Annotated in this window: 14 protein-coding genes and 1 tRNA gene; 9 read left to right on the top strand and 6 right to left on the bottom strand. The window is 49.7% G+C overall.

Features of this window, described 5'->3' with window-relative positions; all coding sequences use genetic code 11:
• Positions 1 to 21: 21 nt before the first annotated feature.
• A complete protein-coding gene (locus VGN67_RS17775) occupies positions 22 to 2358 on the bottom strand; it encodes a PAS domain S-box protein (protein WP_327488199.1) in 2337 nt (778 codons plus the stop codon).
• 289 nt (positions 2359 to 2647) lie between these two features.
• On the opposite strand from VGN67_RS17775, the gene VGN67_RS17780 reads away from it, so the two are divergent.
• The 5 genes from VGN67_RS17780 to VGN67_RS17800 all read left to right on the top strand — a co-directional run bounded on the left by VGN67_RS17780 (position 2648) and on the right by VGN67_RS17800 (position 8793).
• Positions 2648 to 2830, top strand: coding sequence for a CsbD family protein (locus VGN67_RS17780; protein ID WP_327488200.1), 183 nt, complete (start codon positions 2648 to 2650; stop codon positions 2828 to 2830).
• Positions 2831 to 2989: 159 nt separating this feature from the next.
• Complete coding sequence (locus tag VGN67_RS17785; protein ID WP_327488201.1) at positions 2990 to 5050, top strand: hypothetical protein; 2061 nt, start codon at positions 2990 to 2992, stop codon at positions 5048 to 5050.
• Positions 5051 to 5172: 122 nt separating this feature from the next.
• Positions 5173 to 7788, top strand: coding sequence for an ATP-binding protein (locus tag VGN67_RS17790; RefSeq protein ID WP_327488202.1), 2616 nt, complete (start codon positions 5173 to 5175; stop codon positions 7786 to 7788).
• Positions 7789 to 8099: 311 nt separating this feature from the next.
• A complete protein-coding gene (locus VGN67_RS17795; protein WP_327488203.1) occupies positions 8100 to 8516 on the top strand; it encodes a response regulator in 417 nt (138 codons plus the stop codon).
• A gap of 22 nt (positions 8517 to 8538) precedes the next feature.
• Positions 8539 to 8793, top strand: a complete 255-nt coding sequence (locus VGN67_RS17800) for a hypothetical protein (protein WP_327488204.1) — start codon at positions 8539 to 8541, stop codon at positions 8791 to 8793.
• Between the two features lie 85 nt (positions 8794 to 8878).
• On the opposite strand, the gene VGN67_RS17805 is transcribed toward VGN67_RS17800, so the two are convergent.
• Positions 8879 to 9271 (bottom strand): hypothetical protein, encoded by a 393-nt coding sequence (locus VGN67_RS17805; protein WP_327488205.1) that lies wholly within the window; start codon positions 9269 to 9271, stop codon positions 8879 to 8881.
• Between the two features lie 150 nt (positions 9272 to 9421).
• On the opposite strand from VGN67_RS17805, the gene VGN67_RS17810 reads away from it, so the two are divergent.
• Together VGN67_RS17810 and VGN67_RS17815 are read left to right on the top strand one after the other, a co-directional pair.
• A complete protein-coding gene (locus tag VGN67_RS17810) occupies positions 9422 to 11755 on the top strand; it encodes an AAA family ATPase (protein ID WP_327488206.1) in 2334 nt (777 codons plus the stop codon).
• Positions 11739 to 13085 (top strand): McrC family protein, encoded by a 1347-nt coding sequence (locus VGN67_RS17815; RefSeq protein ID WP_327488207.1) that lies wholly within the window; start codon positions 11739 to 11741, stop codon positions 13083 to 13085. Before VGN67_RS17810 ends, VGN67_RS17815 begins: the two co-directional genes overlap by 17 nt.
• A 104-nt stretch (positions 13086 to 13189) precedes the next feature.
• On the opposite strand, the gene VGN67_RS17820 is transcribed toward VGN67_RS17815, so the two are convergent.
• Both VGN67_RS17820 and VGN67_RS17825 read right to left on the bottom strand, forming a co-directional pair.
• The gene (locus VGN67_RS17820; RefSeq protein ID WP_327488208.1) at positions 13190 to 13966 is read right to left on the bottom strand and encodes a Fic family protein; all 777 of its coding nucleotides are present in this window, start codon (positions 13964 to 13966) and stop codon (positions 13190 to 13192) included.
• A gap of 63 nt (positions 13967 to 14029) precedes the next feature.
• Positions 14030 to 14114: transfer RNA gene (locus VGN67_RS17825), tRNA-Ser, on the bottom strand.
• Between the two features lie 203 nt (positions 14115 to 14317).
• Between VGN67_RS17825 and purL the strand changes: the two genes are divergently transcribed.
• On the top strand, positions 14318 to 16612 hold the full coding sequence (purL, locus tag VGN67_RS17830; protein ID WP_327488209.1) for a phosphoribosylformylglycinamidine synthase subunit PurL: 2295 nt from the start codon (positions 14318 to 14320) through the stop codon (positions 16610 to 16612).
• A 98-nt stretch (positions 16613 to 16710) separates the two neighbouring features.
• Here purL and VGN67_RS17835 read toward each other — a convergent pair whose 3' ends face one another.
• Entirely contained in the window at positions 16711 to 17337 is a 627-nt protein-coding gene (locus VGN67_RS17835; RefSeq protein WP_327488210.1) for a hypothetical protein, read from the bottom strand.
• Positions 17338 to 17424: 87 nt separating this feature from the next.
• Entirely contained in the window at positions 17425 to 17880 is a 456-nt protein-coding gene (locus VGN67_RS17840; RefSeq protein WP_327488211.1) for a YrdB family protein, read from the bottom strand.
• A 532-nt stretch (positions 17881 to 18412) separates the two neighbouring features.
• Between VGN67_RS17840 and VGN67_RS17845 the strand changes: the two genes are divergently transcribed.
• Entirely contained in the window at positions 18413 to 19453 is a 1041-nt protein-coding gene (locus VGN67_RS17845) for an alpha/beta hydrolase (protein ID WP_327488212.1), read from the top strand.
• Positions 19454 to 19567: the final 114 nt, after the last annotated feature.

The following is a 19567-nucleotide window of genomic DNA, read 5'->3' on the forward strand; positions in this document are numbered from 1 at the left end:
GCTTCTCCGGAAACTCGCTACTTACAACTTTATTTTTGTTAAGCCTTTTTCATTGTACAGGGAATAAGCCTTGGCGGCAACCTCCCTGATTACCTGATCCAGGTTGTGTGCTACCTCATTTACTAACTCATAGAGTTCGGTCTTTTCGTCAGGGTCAGTGGTTTCCTGAATCAGGTACATGAGTCCCATAATTTCTGACACGGGCCGCCGGATTTCGTGGGAGTTAAGCCAGGAAATCTCCTGAAGTACCTTTACGTGTTTCTCCAGCAATACCTCCCTTTCCTTACGTTCGGTTACGTCATTCTGAATAGCGATGAAACCTTTGTGTACCCCGTTGTTGTCGTAGATGGGTGTACAGTCAATCTGCAACCAGTATTTTTGGCCCGCTTTGGTATAGTTTATAATTTCGACCGAAAAAAACCTCCGGGCGGCTAACGCCTCGGACATGAGCCGGATGGTCTGGGGGTCTGACTCGGGCCCCTGTAGGATAGCCCCCGGCTTTTTCCCTTTTACTTCTTCAAACGAATAACCCGTTACTTCCGTAAATACCGGATTAACGTAGTTGATCCGGCCTTCCTCGTCCGAAATAACAATGACGTTGTTTACTTTGGTGATAATTTCAGCCAGCCGCTTGTTTTCTTCGCTGGCCTTGATTACCTCGTCAATGTCCCGCATGGCCCCTATCATCCGTACGGGCTTACCCGCTTCATTATAGGAAATATAGCCGTTGTCCTCTACGTGCTTGTACTTTCCATCCGCACACCTGAACCGGTACTGTTCGCACCAGTAGGTACTATTATTCTCAATAGCGTCAAACAGGCTTTTGGTAGCCCGGTCCTTGTCTTCCGGATGTACTCTTTCCTCCCACCAGGCGAGCATTGTTTCCTGGTGCTCACTTCCGTAGCCGAATATACGGCCAATACCGCGGTTCCAGACCAGGCTGTTCGTGAGCAGGTCCAGGTCCCAGATGGCCTCGTTGGTGGCTTCGGCCACTGTTTCATACCGGTAGAGTAATATACGCAGCTGTTCTTCCTGTACCTTTCGCTCGGTAATATCCCTTAAGTAAACCGCTATACCGTCCTGGGCAGGAATGGCCGTGATGTAAAACCACTGCTGCCGGGTGGGCGAATACTCCTCCAAACTTCTTGCATTTTTTGTGGCCATCACCTGCAAAAACTCCTGGTACAGGCGGTGGGAGACCGCCTCCGGAAACACCTCCCACAGGTTGACTCCCACTACCTGATCCGCTTTTACACGAAGGAGGTTTTCAAAGGATTTATTTACCCTGACTATAGTCCAGTTGTGGTCCAGCTCCATTACCCCATCGGTAATACTATCGAGGGTGCGGTTGAGGGTATTGCCTACCCGGTCCCGTTCCTGCTCCATATTTTTGATGTGGGTTACGTCCTGCACCATTCCCCTCAGTATAGGTACGCCATCCAGGTGGTCGCCTTCACCCACCTGCCGAATATGCCGGATTTGCCCCTTCCAGTTGACCCGGTAAAAAACTTCAATCATTTTGCCAGTTTTAAGTAGCTGGTAATTAGCGTTAAGTACTCTCCGAAGGTCCTCAGATACTATAGCTTCAATAAGCTGCGCGTAGGACGGAGAGCCGTTTTTTTTATCGGTAAACAGGGCCAGAATCTCTTCGCCGCCCACCAGCCGGTCCTCCTCCGGGTAGTACTCCCAACCGGCTACTTTGGCCAAATTCTGTACGTAGCTCAGTCGCTTTCTTTTTTCTACGAGTTTCTCGTTCAGGGTTTCCAGTTCCAGGGTTTTACGTTGCGCTTCCTGCCGGGCGACTATTTTTTCGGTGACGTCAAGGGCAATTACCATGGCAGCCTTTTCCCCGTCAAAATCGACCGGATAGGTATTTATGGTTACGTATATTTCCTGGCCGTCTTTTAATTTATGCTTCCAGACGCCCGCCGCGTATTGGTGGCCATCGCCCATTTTGGCAATAAAATCAAGGTAACGGTTTACTTCCTCCGGGGGGCGAATATCGGTTGTCTGCATCGCAAGAAACTCCTCCCGGCTGTAACCATATTTTTGAATAGCGGCTTCATTGACCGTCAGAAAGCGCAGATCCGACAGGCAATATATCCAGGTAGGAGTTGGACTATTTTCATAAAGCGCCCGGTGCTGTTTTTCCGACCGGGCCAATTTACGGTAGCTTCTGTCAATTAAAACGTACAGCAAAACGGACGTTAGCAGCACAAATAACAATCCCTTAATCAGGTTCAGATAGAATTCCTGCTCCTGCCCCCCGGCGTAGTAACCCGCACTATCCGTTACCAAAATCCAGGTGGTACCGGCAACAAGATAGATCAGGGAAGTTCGGAGCGGTATAGTAAGCATTGTTAGGATAAATAATCGAGCTGGGTTATCCGGGTGGTTAGATCAAACTACCCGGTAGTATTACTTACTGCTTTATTGCGAATGGAAATAGGACTGTTATTTACTCAAAAAATACCATAAAATGAGAAGATTTACCCATATACGAGTAAAAATTTATACAAAATCTACTGAATTACTCTCATTTATCGGCGGGTACGGTTTATTTACCTTAGTAAGCATTTAAAAATTAGTCTGGTAAAAATTACCACATGACTATTTTTATTGATCATCAACATTAAACCTTACAATCATGAATAAGCAAACAGCCGAAGGTAACTGGAACGAAATGAAAGGTAAGATTAAGCAGAAGTACGGTCAGCTGACCGACGACGATCTGACTTATGCCGAAGGTAAAGAAGATGAAATGTGGGGAAAAGTTCAGCAGAAAGTTGGTAAGACCAAAGAAGAAATCCAGAGAGAATTTAACAATTAATTCTGAATGGATTCCTACTATATTTTGCCCCGGAGCAATTAGCTCCGGGGATTTTTTGTGTCACGATATTCCCGCAACCGGTTTTTAATTATTATTCCGTAAAGTGGGTAAACTACCCCTCCGGCCGGTTTTTGATAAAAAGGCCCCAATTGTATTTTTATGATAAAATCCCTTTTCCTACTATTCCCTTTACTGCTGGTACGTATGGTTCCCGGTATGTCCGCTGGTACCGCTGCCCCTGACCGAGGAGTACTGCCCGACCGGTCGCCTAGTACCTATACCGGCGCTGACCGCTCTGCTTCCCCGGTTGATACTACTTCCAACTGTGACCTGGTAATCCGTGCGTATGAACAAAAGGGGCGGGCGGTGGAACTGGATATTTTTGCCTCCCAGGCCGGCCTCACCCCTTTCAACGTAGTACTCAGCCAGGGCCGGCAGACCTGGCAATGGGATAGTATACACCACCAGTCCCACCGGCGGTTCCGGATCGAGGGCGTGGCGGCGGTGGGTACGGCTACTATTCGCATTTCCTCCATGGGCAAGCCGGGCTGCTTCGCTACGGCCCCCCTCCACCTGACCGATTCCAATTCTGCGCTCTGCGGGCTGAGCGTCAGGGGTTACCAACAGACCGGAAGTACCCTTCGGCTGGAACTAAACGCGGCTGCCCCGGCCCCGCAAACGCTGGATGTCGTAATGAAGCAGGGAGCAAAGGAATGGACATGGCAAAAGAACCTCACGAATGGTACGCTGACACTACCCAACCTGCCCACCAAAGGACACGTAGCCCTGGCTATACAGCCCCGGGGCCAGCCTGGTTGTCAGGTACAGGAGTCGGTTACCCTGCGGCCGCACAGCCGGAACGACAAAATCAAAACCGTGGGGTTGACCAATCAGACCGGCCGTATACTGATGATGAATGGTACCGGCTGGGGTTTCGACTGGCAGGATTCCACCGGCATAGCCGAGCCCTGGCGTCGGCGCATGGCGGCCTTCAACAGTCTTTCCCATAACGGAGAAACGTTTCAGGCGATTGATGCTTTCCGGATGCTGGTACGCTGGTACGAGTACGAACCCCGCGAAGGACAGTACCGCGACCAGGCGCTGCTCGCCGCCCTGCGCTGGTGTAAAGCCAATAACTTGAAATTCGCGGTTTGTTTCTGGCCCCTGCGCCTGCAGAACGACGGCCTGCTGCCCGACACCGACTGGACCCGGGGTATGCTGGGTACTCCCTTTTCGTTTGAAGGAAACCAGTACCAGCCCGCTCTGTACTCCCGGGCGGGCCGAGAAAAGCTGGCCCGTACCCTCCGGCACATGGCTCAGGTACTGGCTCCCTACGCCGATGACCTGGTGTACGTAAGCATGGCCTACGGCGATACTGAAGAATATTTCTCGCCGGGTATAGTCCGGTATGACCCCTGGGGCTGGACGGAGATTACGGGTTATTCGGCGGCCAACCGGGCCGCCTGGCGGGAGTACTGCCGCACCCGGGGCCTGGGCGAGGTGGAGCCTCCGGTACCCGACCCCAACCAAATGCCCGGGAGTACCGGTCAGTTGTGGGCCAACACGGCCCTGGGGCAGCACTGGTACCAGTTCATGACCCTGGGGTTGCGGGAGTTCTGGACTAATTTCCAGGATGCCATCCGGGAGGGCTCAGGCAACCGTATCAAAGTAGCGGGCTTTTACGCCGACGTCGCGGGTGCGCAGTCGGCCTGGTACCTGACCTATAACCTGAAGTATATTTTTGAGGGGAGTGACATTATCTATTCGACCGATGGCGGCAATGTACCCGAACTTTTCAAAAAGCTGATGGCTACCGATTTTAACCGGGGTACTTTTCCGCAGGCGCAGGCGGCCATTGAGTTTGACCCCCACGACCTGAGCCACAACAACAGCGATGCGCCCGGCACTCCGCTCAACCCTGCCACCCTCCGCGACTACGGTGGGAGCTTTTTCCGGCGCGGCGGGTCCATCCTACATTTTGCCATGACGTTCTCGGACGGAGACGCCGGCCGTAACCAGATCGAAGACCTGGCTCCCGCGCTTTACTACCTGCGTACCCGCATGATTGAGCAAGCCCCACGGCCCCTGCCTACCCGTACGATAACCATTCCGCTGGTGAGGCCGGAAGGCGACCAGCTCACTGAAATATGGCAGCAGGCCGGTGGTAGTCTGGGCCAGCAGGTCAGGATCATTCAGGACGATTCGGCTTTCTGGCGGTGAAGTAAGTTAGTATGTTTTTACTAGTCCGATTTAGTATATTGCAGAACCTTTTCCTATCCCATCCTACTGTAAGCTGTTGGCATTTTTTAAGGTAATAGTGTAAACTTCCGGACTCCTAATTCATGAATGATTTAGTATTAGATTTTTTTGATAATGCTACCGACGCGCTGCTCATCTGCCAACGGCAAAAAGACTCCAAAACCAGTACGTACGAAGTAAAAGCTATTAACCAACGGGCAAAATCAATACTGGCGTGGACGGGGACTATGCCCCCCTCCATTTCCCTGGAACAAATCATTCCTTCTCAGGTACTGCTTCACTCCCTCGATGCAGCCTATACCTCCGGTACCCGCCAAGCCGGCACTACCGAACTACTGACCCTACCGGATGCAAAAACTCCCTTTGCATTTGAGGTAAAAAGCCTGAATAATTCGCTGCTGATTCAACTTAAAAAACAGGCGGGTGAAGTACTTGTCGCGCAGGCCCTCGGCGAACACCTGCTCTCCACCAGCCTTACCTGCGTGGTCGTATTTGAGGCGGTCAGGGATGAACAGGGTCAGGTAGAAGACCTCCGGTTGGTATTCCAGAATCAGGCCGCGCGTGACAATCCCTTTCTGGGCCTGAGCGCGGAGCTCGGGCAGCTTATGTCGGAGTGGTACCCCCAAACCCGGGAGTTGGGGCAGTTCAACAAGTACCTTGAGGTGATTGAAACCGGTACTCCTTTTGTGTCCGAAAAGTACTATCCCGACAAGGACCAGACTTTCCAGACTGCCGTTAGCCGCTACGGTGACGGCGTTGTGATCAGCTACTATAACCTTACCGAAAAATTACTGGCCGAACGCAAAGCCCAGCAGCAGGTGCACTTCCAGCAGCAGATTATTGATAGCAGCCAGGATGCCATTATTCTGTGGGACCCGGTGTATGATACCAGTGGTGAAATTGTTGACCTCAAGGCCGCCATGTTTAATCAGGCGGCGCTCTACGGGGGCATGTTTTCGGAAGACAACTACCGACAGCTCACCCTCATCCAAATCTCCCCCGGTGCTATTGAGTACATGGAGCGATATGCCGGTGTCCTCAAAACTGGAAAGCCCGTACGACTAGAAAGATACAACCGACGGGGCAACCAGGAGTTGTGGATGGAAATCTCCGCCTCTAGGCTCGGGGACCGGTTAATGACGATTATAATGGATATAACCGAATTCAAAAAGGCTACCATCGAACTCCAGGCGCAGTATGAGCTTCTGGACGGTATCCTTAACAGTTCCGACAACTACATACTGGTGTCGGAGGCTATTCGGGATGAAAATAACGCTATCATAGATTTCCGGTTTACCAAGGCCAATCAAATAACCATTGAGGCTTTCCAACAAATATTTGGCTTTAACGCGGTAGGCTATTCTGTCAAGGAACTGGTGGGTGACAGGCCTGACCTGCTGAAAGATGCGCTGGCGGTTATGGAAACGGGTAAGTCCCATATTGTCGAAAACTGGAAAGATCCCATTTCGGGCAAATGGCTGAAGGCATCCATGCACAAGCTCAACAACGGTATAGTAGCTACCTACGTTGATGTTACCAGGATCCAGGAAGCGCTGGTGGAAGCCCGGCACCAGACCGGACTGGTACAAGGCGTCCTGGACAGCTCTATCAACGGCGTCTATGCCATGGAAATCCTGCGGGATGAACACGGAAAAATTGTCGATTTCAAGATTCTGATGACCAACCAGGCCGGGGTACTTATTTCAAATCTTCCTTACGAAAAAATAATCAACAACACCTATCTGACCTTGTTTCCTATTGTTCAGGAAGTTGGATTTTTTGAGCGTTACGTCGAAGCCATCGAAACCGGACGCCCCTTCCGGACCGAAGTCAGCTTTCCCTCCCCCGATCGGCAAACGATTTTCTGGTTCGATTTGTCCATGACCCAGACCGCCAACGGCCTCGTTATCCTGACCTTCATGGACATTACCCAGCAGGTACTTCTGCGACAAAAGCAGGAAACGCTACTCGAAGCGCTTCGGTTATCGAACCGGAATCTCGAGCAGTTTGCCTACGTTGCCTCGCACGACCTTCAGGAGCCTACCCGCAAGATTAAATCCTTCGGGGATCTGCTGCTGAAACAGTACGGCTCGGTACTTCCGCCCGCCGGAGCCGACCTCGTAACCCGGATGCAGTCGGCCAGTAACCGGATGCAGGAACTCATTGCCGGCCTGCTGACGTACTCCCGGTTCTCCAACCAGAAAGAGCAACCGGAGGTGGTTTCCCTGACCCCCATTGTACAGGCGGTACTTGGTGACCTTGACCTGGTGATCCGGGATAAAAAAGCCGAAGTCTTGGTAGGACAACTTCCTTCGGTACTTGGCAATCCCACGCAGCTGCATCAGCTCTTCCAGAACCTGATTACCAATGCCCTGAAATTTTCCAATGAGCCTACCCCTCCGCTCGTAACCATTGAGGCGGGTCCGGCCACCGGGCCGGAAATCCGCGAAGCCAGTGTTGCACCGGAAAAGCAGTGGCTGGCCATCCGGATTACGGACAATGGTATCGGCATCGAGGAAGCCAATCGTCACCGGATATTCGACCTGTTTGTCCGCCTGCACGGCCGCAGCCACTACTCGGGCCATGGCCTGGGGCTGGCCATTTGCAAAAAGGTAGTCGAACTGCACGGCGGCGGCATTACGGTTTTCAGCGCTCCCGAACAGGGTACTACCTTCGTGGTGGTACTTCCGGTTCTGTAGTACTTCGGGGCCTTCCATAAGCTTCCTGTTTTTGAGTAGTACCGGGGTACCTGGGCTTAGCTGCCTGGTTAGGAAAAGTTTTTTTCGACCTTTTGATCCTCCGGACCATCTTTCTCGTAGATACCTTCGGCTCCTGCGGCAATCAGGTCCGGAAATGGCCCAATAGTAGTCAATAAAAATTTAACTATCTGACAGCAAGCTACTTATTTTTTACCTTTGGCTATGTCAGCTATTGCAGATGTGAAAAATTAGGTTATATTTGTCTTAACAATCCCTCCCCACCTTCTCTAACCCATAAAACTCCTATCCACATGAGCGCTACCTGTTTACTTATCGACGATGACCAGGACGAGCATTTTCTTTTTGCTTCGGCCCTGCGCGAAATAGATCCCGCGCTTGCCTGTATCAGTGAGGAAAGCGCCCTGGAAGCGGTAAATAAGCTAAAGACCAACCTGGACTTTACGCCCGAATTTATTTTTCTGGATCTGAATATGCCCGGCCTTGACGGCAAGTGGTGCCTGGCTAACCTCAAGAAAATCGAAAGGCTCCGGGAAGTACCCATTATTATTTATTCTACCTCAAGAAATAAGGAGGATGTGTGCGAAGCCAAAAACCTGGGCTCGGCGGGCTACGTAGTAAAACCCGGTGCCTACCAGGAACTCAAAATGACCCTGAAAAACGTCCTCGGCAACCTGACCCGGCACGATAGCTACTTTTTTTACCAGTAGGTAGTTTTTACAAGTACTAATTATGATTTCTAAAACCACAAAATGGAATAAAGTAGAAGAATCAATGCCCGAGGATGGTTCACTGGTACTTGTATATTCAGAAACACAACAGGAAGATGAGTCCGAGCTGGACTTTGCCTTTGCTACCTACTACGCCGACTGGGACGGAAACGGTACCGAAGCGTTTGTAGATTATAAAACCGAGGAAGAAATAGATTTTGAGCCGGAACTTTGGGCAGACGCTGAATTTTTGCCTGTTAAAGGCGAGGATTATTGAGAACCAGCAAATTGAAAAAGCAAAAGCCCCGGAACCTTTGGTTTCGGGGCTTTTTAAATTTTCTCGTTACCAGTTCCCTGGGGCACTACCCTTCTTCAGTACGCGGCCTGGCCTTCCTTTTCATGATAAAATACCGCACGTCTCCCGAACTCCGGGTCAGCACGTACACCTGCACCAGTTCGTAGCTCAGTTTATGCATAAAATTCAGCGCGCCCATCATAGAGTCAAACACCACTGCTTTACCGTTTTCGTCCCGGATTTCGGTAATCTTATTTCCTAAACTGACGTCCAGCTGTCCGAAATCAATATCGATAGTTACGGCGGAGCTTAGTAATTTTCCAGTGCTGGTAGCCGAAATCTCGATATACTCTGCGTCAATCTCTGTCAGCGACTTGCCATTGACCGTTTGAGCTTGGCTGGTATGGGTAAAGGCTCCCAGGGTCAGCAGGAGCAGCAGTACATTTTTGTGAAGATTCATAACTTGTCTGAATTTGAAGTGTACAGGTACTTAAGTAGTGTCAGTAAGTATACGATTCTGAAAGTACCTATCAGCCGCTACCTTCGGATTTTTTCTTTACATTGGGAAAAGAAACAGTGTATCCTGCCTCTTCTAAAATGTATAATCCTAATGTCTGAAAACCAATCCCAATTTACCTGGCGCCCTCTTTACGCAGAACTGGTTAAAAAACTTCCATCTTACTCTTCCAAAGAATTGTTGGATATGGCGAATTTAATCGGAATAGATGTCGGCCTTAGAGATCAATTCCCTAAGAATGAATGGGTGGAACTGGAAGATATTGATCCATTTTCATTTTTATCCTTGCTAAACAAATATGGTGATGAGCGGAGAATAAAACTCCTAAACGATCTCCTTTCCTTATTGGACTCTGACAACTCCCCTGCCACCGACGTATATGGACTTCCTACAGCTAATGCTCAGAGTGCATGGTGGTTTGGCTATAAGTTCAGACGAAAGCCAGATGACATACCTAACTTAAAGCTACTCTTTGAACAAGCGGTAAATGATTCAATAAAGGAGGAACAGTTTAGCAAAGCACTCAATACCTATGCATTGGCTAATGCCAAACTTACAGAAGGCTTATTTTGTGTTAACCCCGAGAAATTTCTTCCAATAAACAGCCAGACCATTCCTTATTTGAAAGACAGAGGAATTAGTTCTGTTTTCAACACCTACGATGAATATTTGGCAATTCTTCAAAAGCTGAAAAGTGTAATAGATAAGCCTTTCTATAAAATTTCTCATGAAGCTTACCTGGAAAATCAGAAAAGGAAATCTAACGAAGCTGCTTCAATAGAAAAGTCAAAATGTAACTATTGGGTTTTTCAGGGCAATCCTTCCCAGTTCAGAATTGTAGATGCACTAAAAGCCGACGCAATCAAAACCTGGCGTGTTTCCGCCCATAAAGATAAAATTAGCATAGGCGATAAGGTAATATTATGGGTAACTGGTGATCAAAGCGGCTGTTATGCCCTTGCAGAGGTCACATCGGACATTTTCACGTCAACAGATGATGAAACGGAACAGTACTATCAGATCCAAGAGAGCGTAAAAACTCCCTCAGAACGGGTGAGGATCAAGATATTAAAAAACCTGTGGGATAATCCGGTAAGGAAAAAGCAAATCGAGGATCTACCTGAATTTAGAAATTTCAAGGGGGGAAATCAGGGAACGACTTTCAGTTCTACAGTAGAAGAATATGAGATGATTGAGCAAATGCTTGGAAACATAACTGCTTTTGAACCCGTAAGCTCTTATAACCCTCAGAAAAACTTTCCCAAAAACACCATTGTGTACGGCCCGCCGGGCACGGGCAAAACCTACTCGACCATTGGCAAAGCTGTGGAGATCATTGACGGAGAAAAAAGCCCTGAACATACTATAAATAAAAAACGGTTTGATGAGCTGTTAGGCTCCCAAATTGAGTTTATTACTTTCCACCAAAACTACACCTATGAGGATTTTGTGTTAGGGATAAAGCCTGACCTGAAGGGATCGGAGGGCGGTCTAAGGTTTAGCCGACACGAAGGTATCTTTTACAAAATTTCGCAACGTGCCCGAAAAAACTACGAAGCCAGTGGGTGGAGTACCTCCGTTGAGCAGCTATTGCCGTTTAAGGAAGTATTTGAAAAATTCATTCAGCCATTGGAAGAACAAGGCCAGGAGATTCAGGTGTCTATGAGATCCAGCAAATATTTCCACCTGACCGGGCTTGGCGAAAATGTCATTGACTTTCGTAAATCGAGCGGGGGTACGGCCCATGCACTTAGTATAGCTACCCTGCAACGTATTTATGAAGGGGGTGAGTCTCCACTGGGACTGACGTCCTACTATAAGCCATTGGCTGACCTCCTGATTAAGAAAGGGACAGTACGGCAAAACCAAAAAGAATTTCCCAAAAACTACGTCCTTGTTATCGACGAAATCAACCGGGCTAATATGTCACGGGTCTTTGGGGAGCTAATCACATTGCTGGAAGAGGACAAGCGCCTGGGGGCTGAGAATGAACTACAACTGCTGCTACCCTCGGGAGAACGCTTCGCGGTGCCTCCCAACCTGTACATCATCGGCACTATGAATACCGCCGACAAATCGCTGGCCCTGCTGGATATTGCGCTGCGCCGTAGGTTTGAGTTTGAAGGTATGTACCCCCAGTACGACATAGAGGGAATGGACCCCGAAACGGGTGGTATTTTAGAACGTCTGAACAAAGCTATTCATGACATAAAGAAGTCGGCAGACTTTCTGATTGGCCACGCCTACTTTTTGAACAGAAAAAAGGGGCAACTTGCCCCAGTATTCGAAAAAAGAGTAATCCCGCTGCTGATGGAATATTTTAGCGGCCGGACTGAGCTGGTCAAACAAGTACTTGACGCAGCCCACATCAACACTAAACAGTGTGACTTTTCGTACCAATTGAAGGTAGATGACGACACGTTATAGACTCATCGAACACGAGCTATCCGCCGATCCTCTTCCCAGGGACTTTGACGTAGCCGGGCTGAAACAGTATCTGAACGAGGTATGGGTGAGTCGTTTTGTTTTTGATGAAACTCAAAATGACGAAGAGAAGTCGGTGCTGCAGCCTTTTCTGCGCTTTGAGTTTGGCGATCAAAATCAGGGAGCCTACCTCCGGGCCGGGAAGTACATCGGTTTTGTTCAATACGAAAATATCACCATAGAGATCCTGCCGAAGCTATTCAGAAAAGAGGAAGCCGACGCGGCCTTCCGTCATGTGCTGTGGTGGCTTCACTATTGCCGGAACATCCGGTTTCCGTTTGCGGACTTGCTGAGCGGTTCGGACCGTATTGATGATTTTCCGGAAGCGCTGGTTGGGTACTTTGCCCGCTATGCTTACCATCTGGTAAGTACGCAACCCTACCAGCATTACGAAGAATGTACCGAGGCCATGTCGTTTTTGCGGGGTACGCTCAATACTCAGGCCTACCTCCGCGACAGCGTAAACCGGGGCTACTGGCACGAGTTCGTTTGCGATTACGTACCTTTTGTGTTCAACAACCGCCTCAATCAAATCATCAAGTACGTATCCCGTCGGCTTACGCACCTGTGCCGGCTACCCGATACCTACCGCTGGTTAGAAAAGGTACTATTTATGCTGGATGAAGTGGATGATGTCTACTGCACGCCCGAAGCGTGCGATTCCATCCATCTCAATCGTTTCTTCCATGAATACGAAGCCTGCCTGGATATGTGTCGCTTTTTTCTGTCCAATAGCTACCTGAACCGTCAGGATGCCCACGAAAGGCATTTCTGCTTCATGTTACCCATGGATTACGTTTTCGAGGATTTTATCGCCGGCATTGCGCAGCTACATTTCCACCGAGAATTTACAGTAAAACCACAAGCAGTCGGCTGGCTCACTGATCAGAAGGTGTTTCAACTACGAAATGATTTGCTGCTTGTCCACAAAACAACCGCCAAAAAACTGATAGTGGACACTAAGTACAAGCTCCGGGATATGAAGAGTAAAGACTCCAAAGAGGGCATCAGTCAGCCGGACCTGTATCAGATGATAGCGTATGCGCTTCGCCGGGAGACAGAAGAGGTAGTACTGCTCTATCCCTGCCGTTTTGGAAGTGATCCCGCCTTGGCTCATTTTTCGGTAAGTTCAGGAATGCTCATCACGGAGCCCATTCATATCCGGGCTATGGATGTGCCTGTTACGGGAATAGGTAGGGAAGAGATTGAGCTAGGTGTAGTAAAATGCCTACGGGAGGTACTGGAAGACACGATTGAGAAAGACGAATTGTGAAGAATTGCCTTCGGTCTAGCTGTTTAGAAAATTTGACGAAATTACCTTCCTTAGCATCTGATGTTACTGGAAGCAATCAAGTATTCGTATACAGCCCCCACCCCTCATTTCTTTAACTCCCTAATTTCCAGCACGAGAAACTTCCCGTACTGCTCAAACATGAAATCATAAAAAGGAGCCATGTATTCCTCTCGGCGGGCCTGTTCTAAGGCCTCGATGTACGCAAACCGATCGGACACAAAAACGACTGAGATCGGTAAGCCGAATAAAGTCTGGATAAAATTCATCAGCAGCCGCGAAGTACGCCCATTGCCATCGCCGAATGGATGGATACTCACCAAATCGAAATGGGCTTGAAAGGAGGTACGCAATTTTTGCTCTACTGTTTGGGCGGAATGAATTTGTGCATTGGTGCTCTCGCAAAAATTTTTTAACAGATCCGGCACCTTTTTGGCATCCGGAAACGAGCGGTTCCCGGCCCGGACGCTGCTTAACCGCAGATCGCCTTTGGATGTGTCGTAGGTGCCAAGTACAGTATTGACAGGCCCGCCCGAACCTCGCATCACATGAGCCGCTATGTCCCGCAATAAATCAATAGCAATGTGAGCATTCACCTGACTGCGCTGACTGTCTGCCTGGTTGACGACGTATTCCAGCGCCCGGTAATGGTCATAGGCCATAAGGTGGTGAGAAAAGGGTTTCTCAGGAACAGTTTTGCCGTATTCGAGCAGGTCGATGACCTGATTTTCGGTGAGGGTACTTCCCTCGATAGCCGTAGAGTGGTGCGTAATGGCGTAATAGGCGTACTTGCGAAAATCCACCCGCCCCTTGGAGAGGTACTGAAATTGTTGGATCAGCGATTCGATTTCCTGGATCTGCATGCGCCTGCCGGGTTGACATGAAATAAAAAAACCCGCTCAGTGTTTTACTAAACGGGCTTTGAGCAGAGGGAGAGGGATTCGAACCCCCGGTAGGTTGCCCTACAACGGTTTTCAAGACCGCCGCGTTCGACCACTCCGCCATCCCTCTAAAAGATCTGCTTGGTCGCAAATGTGAGTGCAAAAGTACGAATGAAATAATACAGGTCAATAGTTTGTACAGAAATTTTCTTTGGGCTTCGCTTCTCTCGGGCTAAAAGCCTAATTTTGCGGAAGTAAAGAAGCCCGCCACCCATGGTACCGCCGCTAACCGCCAGGTACCGGCGGGCCATGTACCTGTAAACCGAGAAAAAAGTGTCATCTACCGAAGTACTGGACGGCAACGCCCTCCCCACCGTCGAAACCGCCCGCAAGCTGGGTGTACTCGCCGAAGAATTTGATAGAATTAAAGAAATTTTAGGCCGTGACCCCAACTTTACCGAGCTGAGTATCTTCGCGGTAATGTGGTCGGAGCACTGCTCTTATAAGAACTCCATTGTATGGCTTAAAACCCTCCCCCGCGACAGCGACCGGATGCTGGCCAAGGCCGGTGAAGAAAACGCCGGACTGGTGGACATCGGCGAGGGGCTGGCCTGTAGCTTCAAAATTGAATCTCATAATCACCCTTCGGCGCTGGAACCCTACCAGGGAGCCGCCACGGGGGTAGGTGGTATAAACCGCGATATATTTACGATGGGCGCGCGTCCCATTGCCCAGCTCAATTCCCTGCGCTTTGGTAATCCCAAACTCCCCAAAACCAAATGGCTGGTAAAAGGAGTGGTAAAAGGTATCGGCGACTATGGCAACGCCTTCGGTATCCCGACGGTAGGTGGTGAGCTTTTCTTTGACGAATCGTATAATACTAATCCGCTCGTAAACGCTTTCTCGGCGGGAATTGTCGAAGTAGGTAAAGTTGCCAAGGCAACTTCGTATGGCGTGGGCAATCCGGTATTTATTGTGGGTTCGGCCACGGGTAAGGACGGTATTCACGGGGCTACGTTCGCTTCGGAAGACATTACCGATAAATCTACTGAAAAGCTGCCCGCCGTGCAGGTAGGTGACCCTTTTATGGAAAAGCTCCTGCTGGAAGCTACCCTGGAAGTAATTGCCACGGGCTACGTGATTGGTATTCAGGACATGGGTGCTGCGGGTATTATCTGCTCTACGTCCGAAATGAGCGCTAAGGGCGAACACGGCATGGTCATAGACCTGGACAAGGTACCTACCCGGCAATCTAATATGCACGGCTGGGAGATATTGCTGTCGGAGTCGCAGGAGCGCATGCTGGTGGTCGTGGAAAAAGGAAAGGAAGACGACATCAAGCAGATTTTTGATAAGTGGGACCTTCATTGCGTACAGATTGGGGAAGTAGTAGCCCCCGGTGATAACGATACGGGGCGTCTGCACTTTTACCAGCACGGTCAGCTTATTGCCGATGTACCCGCGCACGACCTCGTGCTGGGCGGTGGCGCACCGCAGTACCACCGCGAGTACCGCGAGCCGGCCTACTACCAGGAGTTTAAGAAATTCAGCATAGATACCATTCAGGATGTAAACGCCGACGAACTGTCGGCCGTGGCGAAGCACCTGCTCTCCCACCCCAACATCTGCTCGCGGCGCTGGGTAGCCGAGCAGTATGACTCCATGGTAGGTACCGCAACGCGCACCACCAACGAGCCATCCGATGCCGCCGTGGTACGCATCCGGGACGTCGCCCGCCCGGCCTACGAAAAGTCGCTGGCGATGACCGTCGACTGCAACAGCCGCTACGTCAACGCTGATCCGTTTATTGGCGCGCAGATTGCGGTGTCAGAAGCGGCGCGTAACCTGCGCTGCGCCGGAGCCGAGCCGCTGGCGGTAACCAACAACCTCAACTTTGGTAATCCTTACGTACCGGAAGTATACTGGCAGTTTGTGCAGGCCGTAAAAGGAATGGGAAAGGCCTGTGAGCGGTTTGGCACCCCCGTGACGGGCGGTAACGTGAGTTTCTACAACCAAAGCTCCGACGACGGCCCGGTATTCCCGACGCCCACCATCGGTATGATTGGACTGGTGGAGAAGCCGGAATTCCAGACGCCACTCGCTTTCCAGGCCGAAGGCGATTTACTATACCTGGTAGGTACTTCTAAAAACGACATTGCTTCTTCGGAGTACCTGTACAGCTACCGGGGTGTAAAACAGTCGCCCCCGCCGGCCTTTGATCTGGAAGAAGAATTTAGTCTGCAGCAGGCCGTTCGTAAACTGATTACGTCCGGCGTAGTAGCCTCAGTGCACGACCTGTCAGACGGGGGTTTGTTTGTGGCCCTGGCCGAGTCGGCGATGTACCGTAACCTGGGCTTCGACATTACTACCGATAACAGCTTCCGGCAGGATGCTTACCTCTTCGGTGAAGCGCAAAGCCGGGTACTGGTGAGCGTAAAAGCAGACAAGCAGCCGGAGTTTGAGCAGCAACTAAGCGACCTCAGCACTACCTACCAGCACCTGGGTACAGTTACCCGCGAAGGATTCGTCGTAGACGGACAAACAATCATGGGTACTTCCGAAGCCAAAGACCTTTACGATAATTCGCTGGCGAATATCCTGGAAGGTACACCGGAGGTAGTCAGGTAAAACCTGGTTTGTAACAGGTACTTTATAAAGCGACAGCCGCTCCCAGGGGGAGCGGCTGTTTTGATTACTGCCTCTGTATGTTAAACACCTTAACCCAATTATTTTTTCGGACTGCCCTTTGGATAGTAGTAGGGCATTTTATTCTTGGCCGACTTCATAAGCTTGTTAACCAGCATAGCAGGGGTAGTCCGTGCGTCTCCAGAAAGTTTGTGCGTATAGGTCCAGATGGTATCCTGCGTTCCCTTATCAAACAACTCGAGTGTTAAAGCCATTTTGTTATTCTGTGTTCCCCGGTTAAAAGGTCCAATTCCTCTTAATACCATACCTGTTACTAGCGATTCAGTATCGGTCATGGTTTTATTCGATGTGAAGTTAGCGACCAAAATGGCATCTACACCTAATATATCGCAGATTTGAGCCGGCGTTAGGGCTTCTCCGTCAAAATACCCCGCTGCTTCAAGCCTTTGGTTTGTATCATTCACCCTTTGAACGTCCACGAACACTCTGTTTTCGGTTTTTTCTTTTAACATCCAGCTATACATTAACTGATGGAATTGCAGGGATGCCCGCTCTTGGTTCTCATGCCCTGCGGTTGCTTTTGTTCTTTTAATGCCTCTATGCTCCACCTTAGGGGGAATAATGGCAATAAGACGATGGTTGGCAGCCAATGATCTGGTTTCGGGATAGGAGCTGGTTTGGGCGCAGCCGCTAAGGAGTAGTACCATGCTTACCAGCACGGTAGTGGGGATTAGTAGCCTTTTTTGCATTTCAGTGAGGATAGAGTAATAGTATAATACATCCAATATCTTCACTTATCTCACAAGTACCAAATTAATTTCACCCGGAATAAATCTTAACATACCAACAACAGCGATAGCCACTTTCCCAGCAGATGGCTGAAATGCATACTGCCGCAGTAGCAACAACACCCGGTCGTATGATAATAGGTAGTGTACCAGCAGCACCACGCCCAGCACCAGACTGTTACGAAACTGATTCAGGTCGTAGAGAGCGGCAACGGCCGCCCAAAAAAACAGGATTTCCAACAGCAGACGAACGAGGCCGGGTACCTGCACGGGAGATACCCCCGGGTCGTTGGGCACCCTGAAAACACCCCATACCGTGGCCGCCACCACCTGCAGTAACAAGGCCAGTCCGTAGCGCAACGAAGTACCTTCCGGCTTTTGCCACCCCCAGGTACCCAGCGCTACCAATACCAGAATTTCCAGTAAAAAACGAACGCCCAGATTGATCGGATGCTGACTCATTGGTTTAAAAAATAGTCATGAAGGAAGGGTATTAATAGGCTGAGGTACTTACTTCCACCGTACCCTGGGTGGTATAAATCAATCTATAATCTATTTTCTCATGGCTAACAGATACTCAAAACTACGCAGACCGGAAATGAGTTACCAACCGGTTTTTATGAAGCGAAAAAATAGGGGGATGAAGATGCTGTCCCAGCTGATGAATCTAATGGCCTGGTGCCACAATGTAGTACCCGTTTCTTCTGTATGACAATACTTTTTGCTGGTTAAACCAGTATCGTCTGTTGCAAATCATTCCCTCTAGCAGAAAGATTTCCACCACTCCCGAAAGGTTTGTTTAACATTTGGCAACACTAAGGCAGCTAATCTGTAACCAGATTAAACAAAACAGACTGGTATAGTATTTCTCTGGCAATAAGAATAATAACAAAACAATATCCATATGAAAACACAAAAAATACTTATAAGCAGCCTTATTGGACTTAGTACTACCTGCGCAATTTTTCTTTCTTCCTGTGCCACAAACAACACCATGTCCGGATCAGGAAATACAGGTACCATGGAAGCCAGTTCGGCCGGAGATCTTGAACCTAACCAGCCCAAGCCCGACTGGGGTAAAAATATGACTGATCCCATGGCCGTAGTAATAGAGCAACTGGCCAGTTATAAAGCTCCCCCCCTGACAACGCTCAGCGCCGAACAAGCCCGGAAACAACCTACCCCGGCTGTTGCGGCAATGGCTGTAATGAAAGAAAATAATATTCCCAAGCCCCCCAGCAACGTAGACACTATGGGCCGGAAAATTCCGGTCGACGGAGGTCAGATTCATATGCGGATCTATACTCCCAAAACCGGTAAAGACTCTTATCCGGTCATAGTGTACTACCATGGTGGCGGCTGGGTAATCGCTGACCTTGATACCTATAACGCATCAGCCGAAGGACTGGCCAATACCGCCGAAGCCGTAGTAGTGTCGGTAGGCTACCGGCAGGCGCCGGAATACAAGTTTCCTACCGCCCATAACGACAGCTATGCTGCCTACGAATGGACCGTTAAGAATGCTGCTTCTATCAAAGGTGATCCTAACCGGATAGCCCTAGTAGGTGAAAGCGCCGGAGGCAACCTGGCCGCCGCCGTCAGCATGATGGCCCGGGATAAGGGAATGCAACTGCCTGTCCACGAAGTGTTGGTTTACCCCATTGCGGGTCATGACTTCACTACTGAGTCGTACAGGGAAAGTGAGAATGTAAAGCCACTGAGCAGTGGCCTGATGAAGTGGTTTTTTGACAAGTACCTCAACAGTCCGGCCGAAGGCGACAATCCTATGATTTCTCTTGTAAAGGCTGATCTAAAAGGTATGCCTCCTACCACTATTATCGGAGCGCAGTACGATCCGTTACGCACAGAAGGTAAAACACTGGCCGACAATCTGGAAAAAGCCGGTGTACGTACTAGCCACAAAGTGTACGACGGTACTACCCACGAGTTTTTTGGAATGGCAGCCGTAGTGCCCAAAGCAAAGGAAGCACAAGCCATGGCGGTATCTGAGCTAAAAAAGGCTTTTAATAAATAAAGATATCTCATATAAAAGAATCAGCGGGGGAGATTGCCAGGAGGCCGTCTCCCCCGCTTTATATAAGCCCTATTCCAAAACCATTTAACCCGGGGCGGAGTGGTACTCTATACC

This window comes from Telluribacter sp., from assembly GCF_035998675.1.
Taxonomy (GTDB): domain Bacteria; phylum Bacteroidota; class Bacteroidia; order Cytophagales; family Spirosomataceae; genus Telluribacter.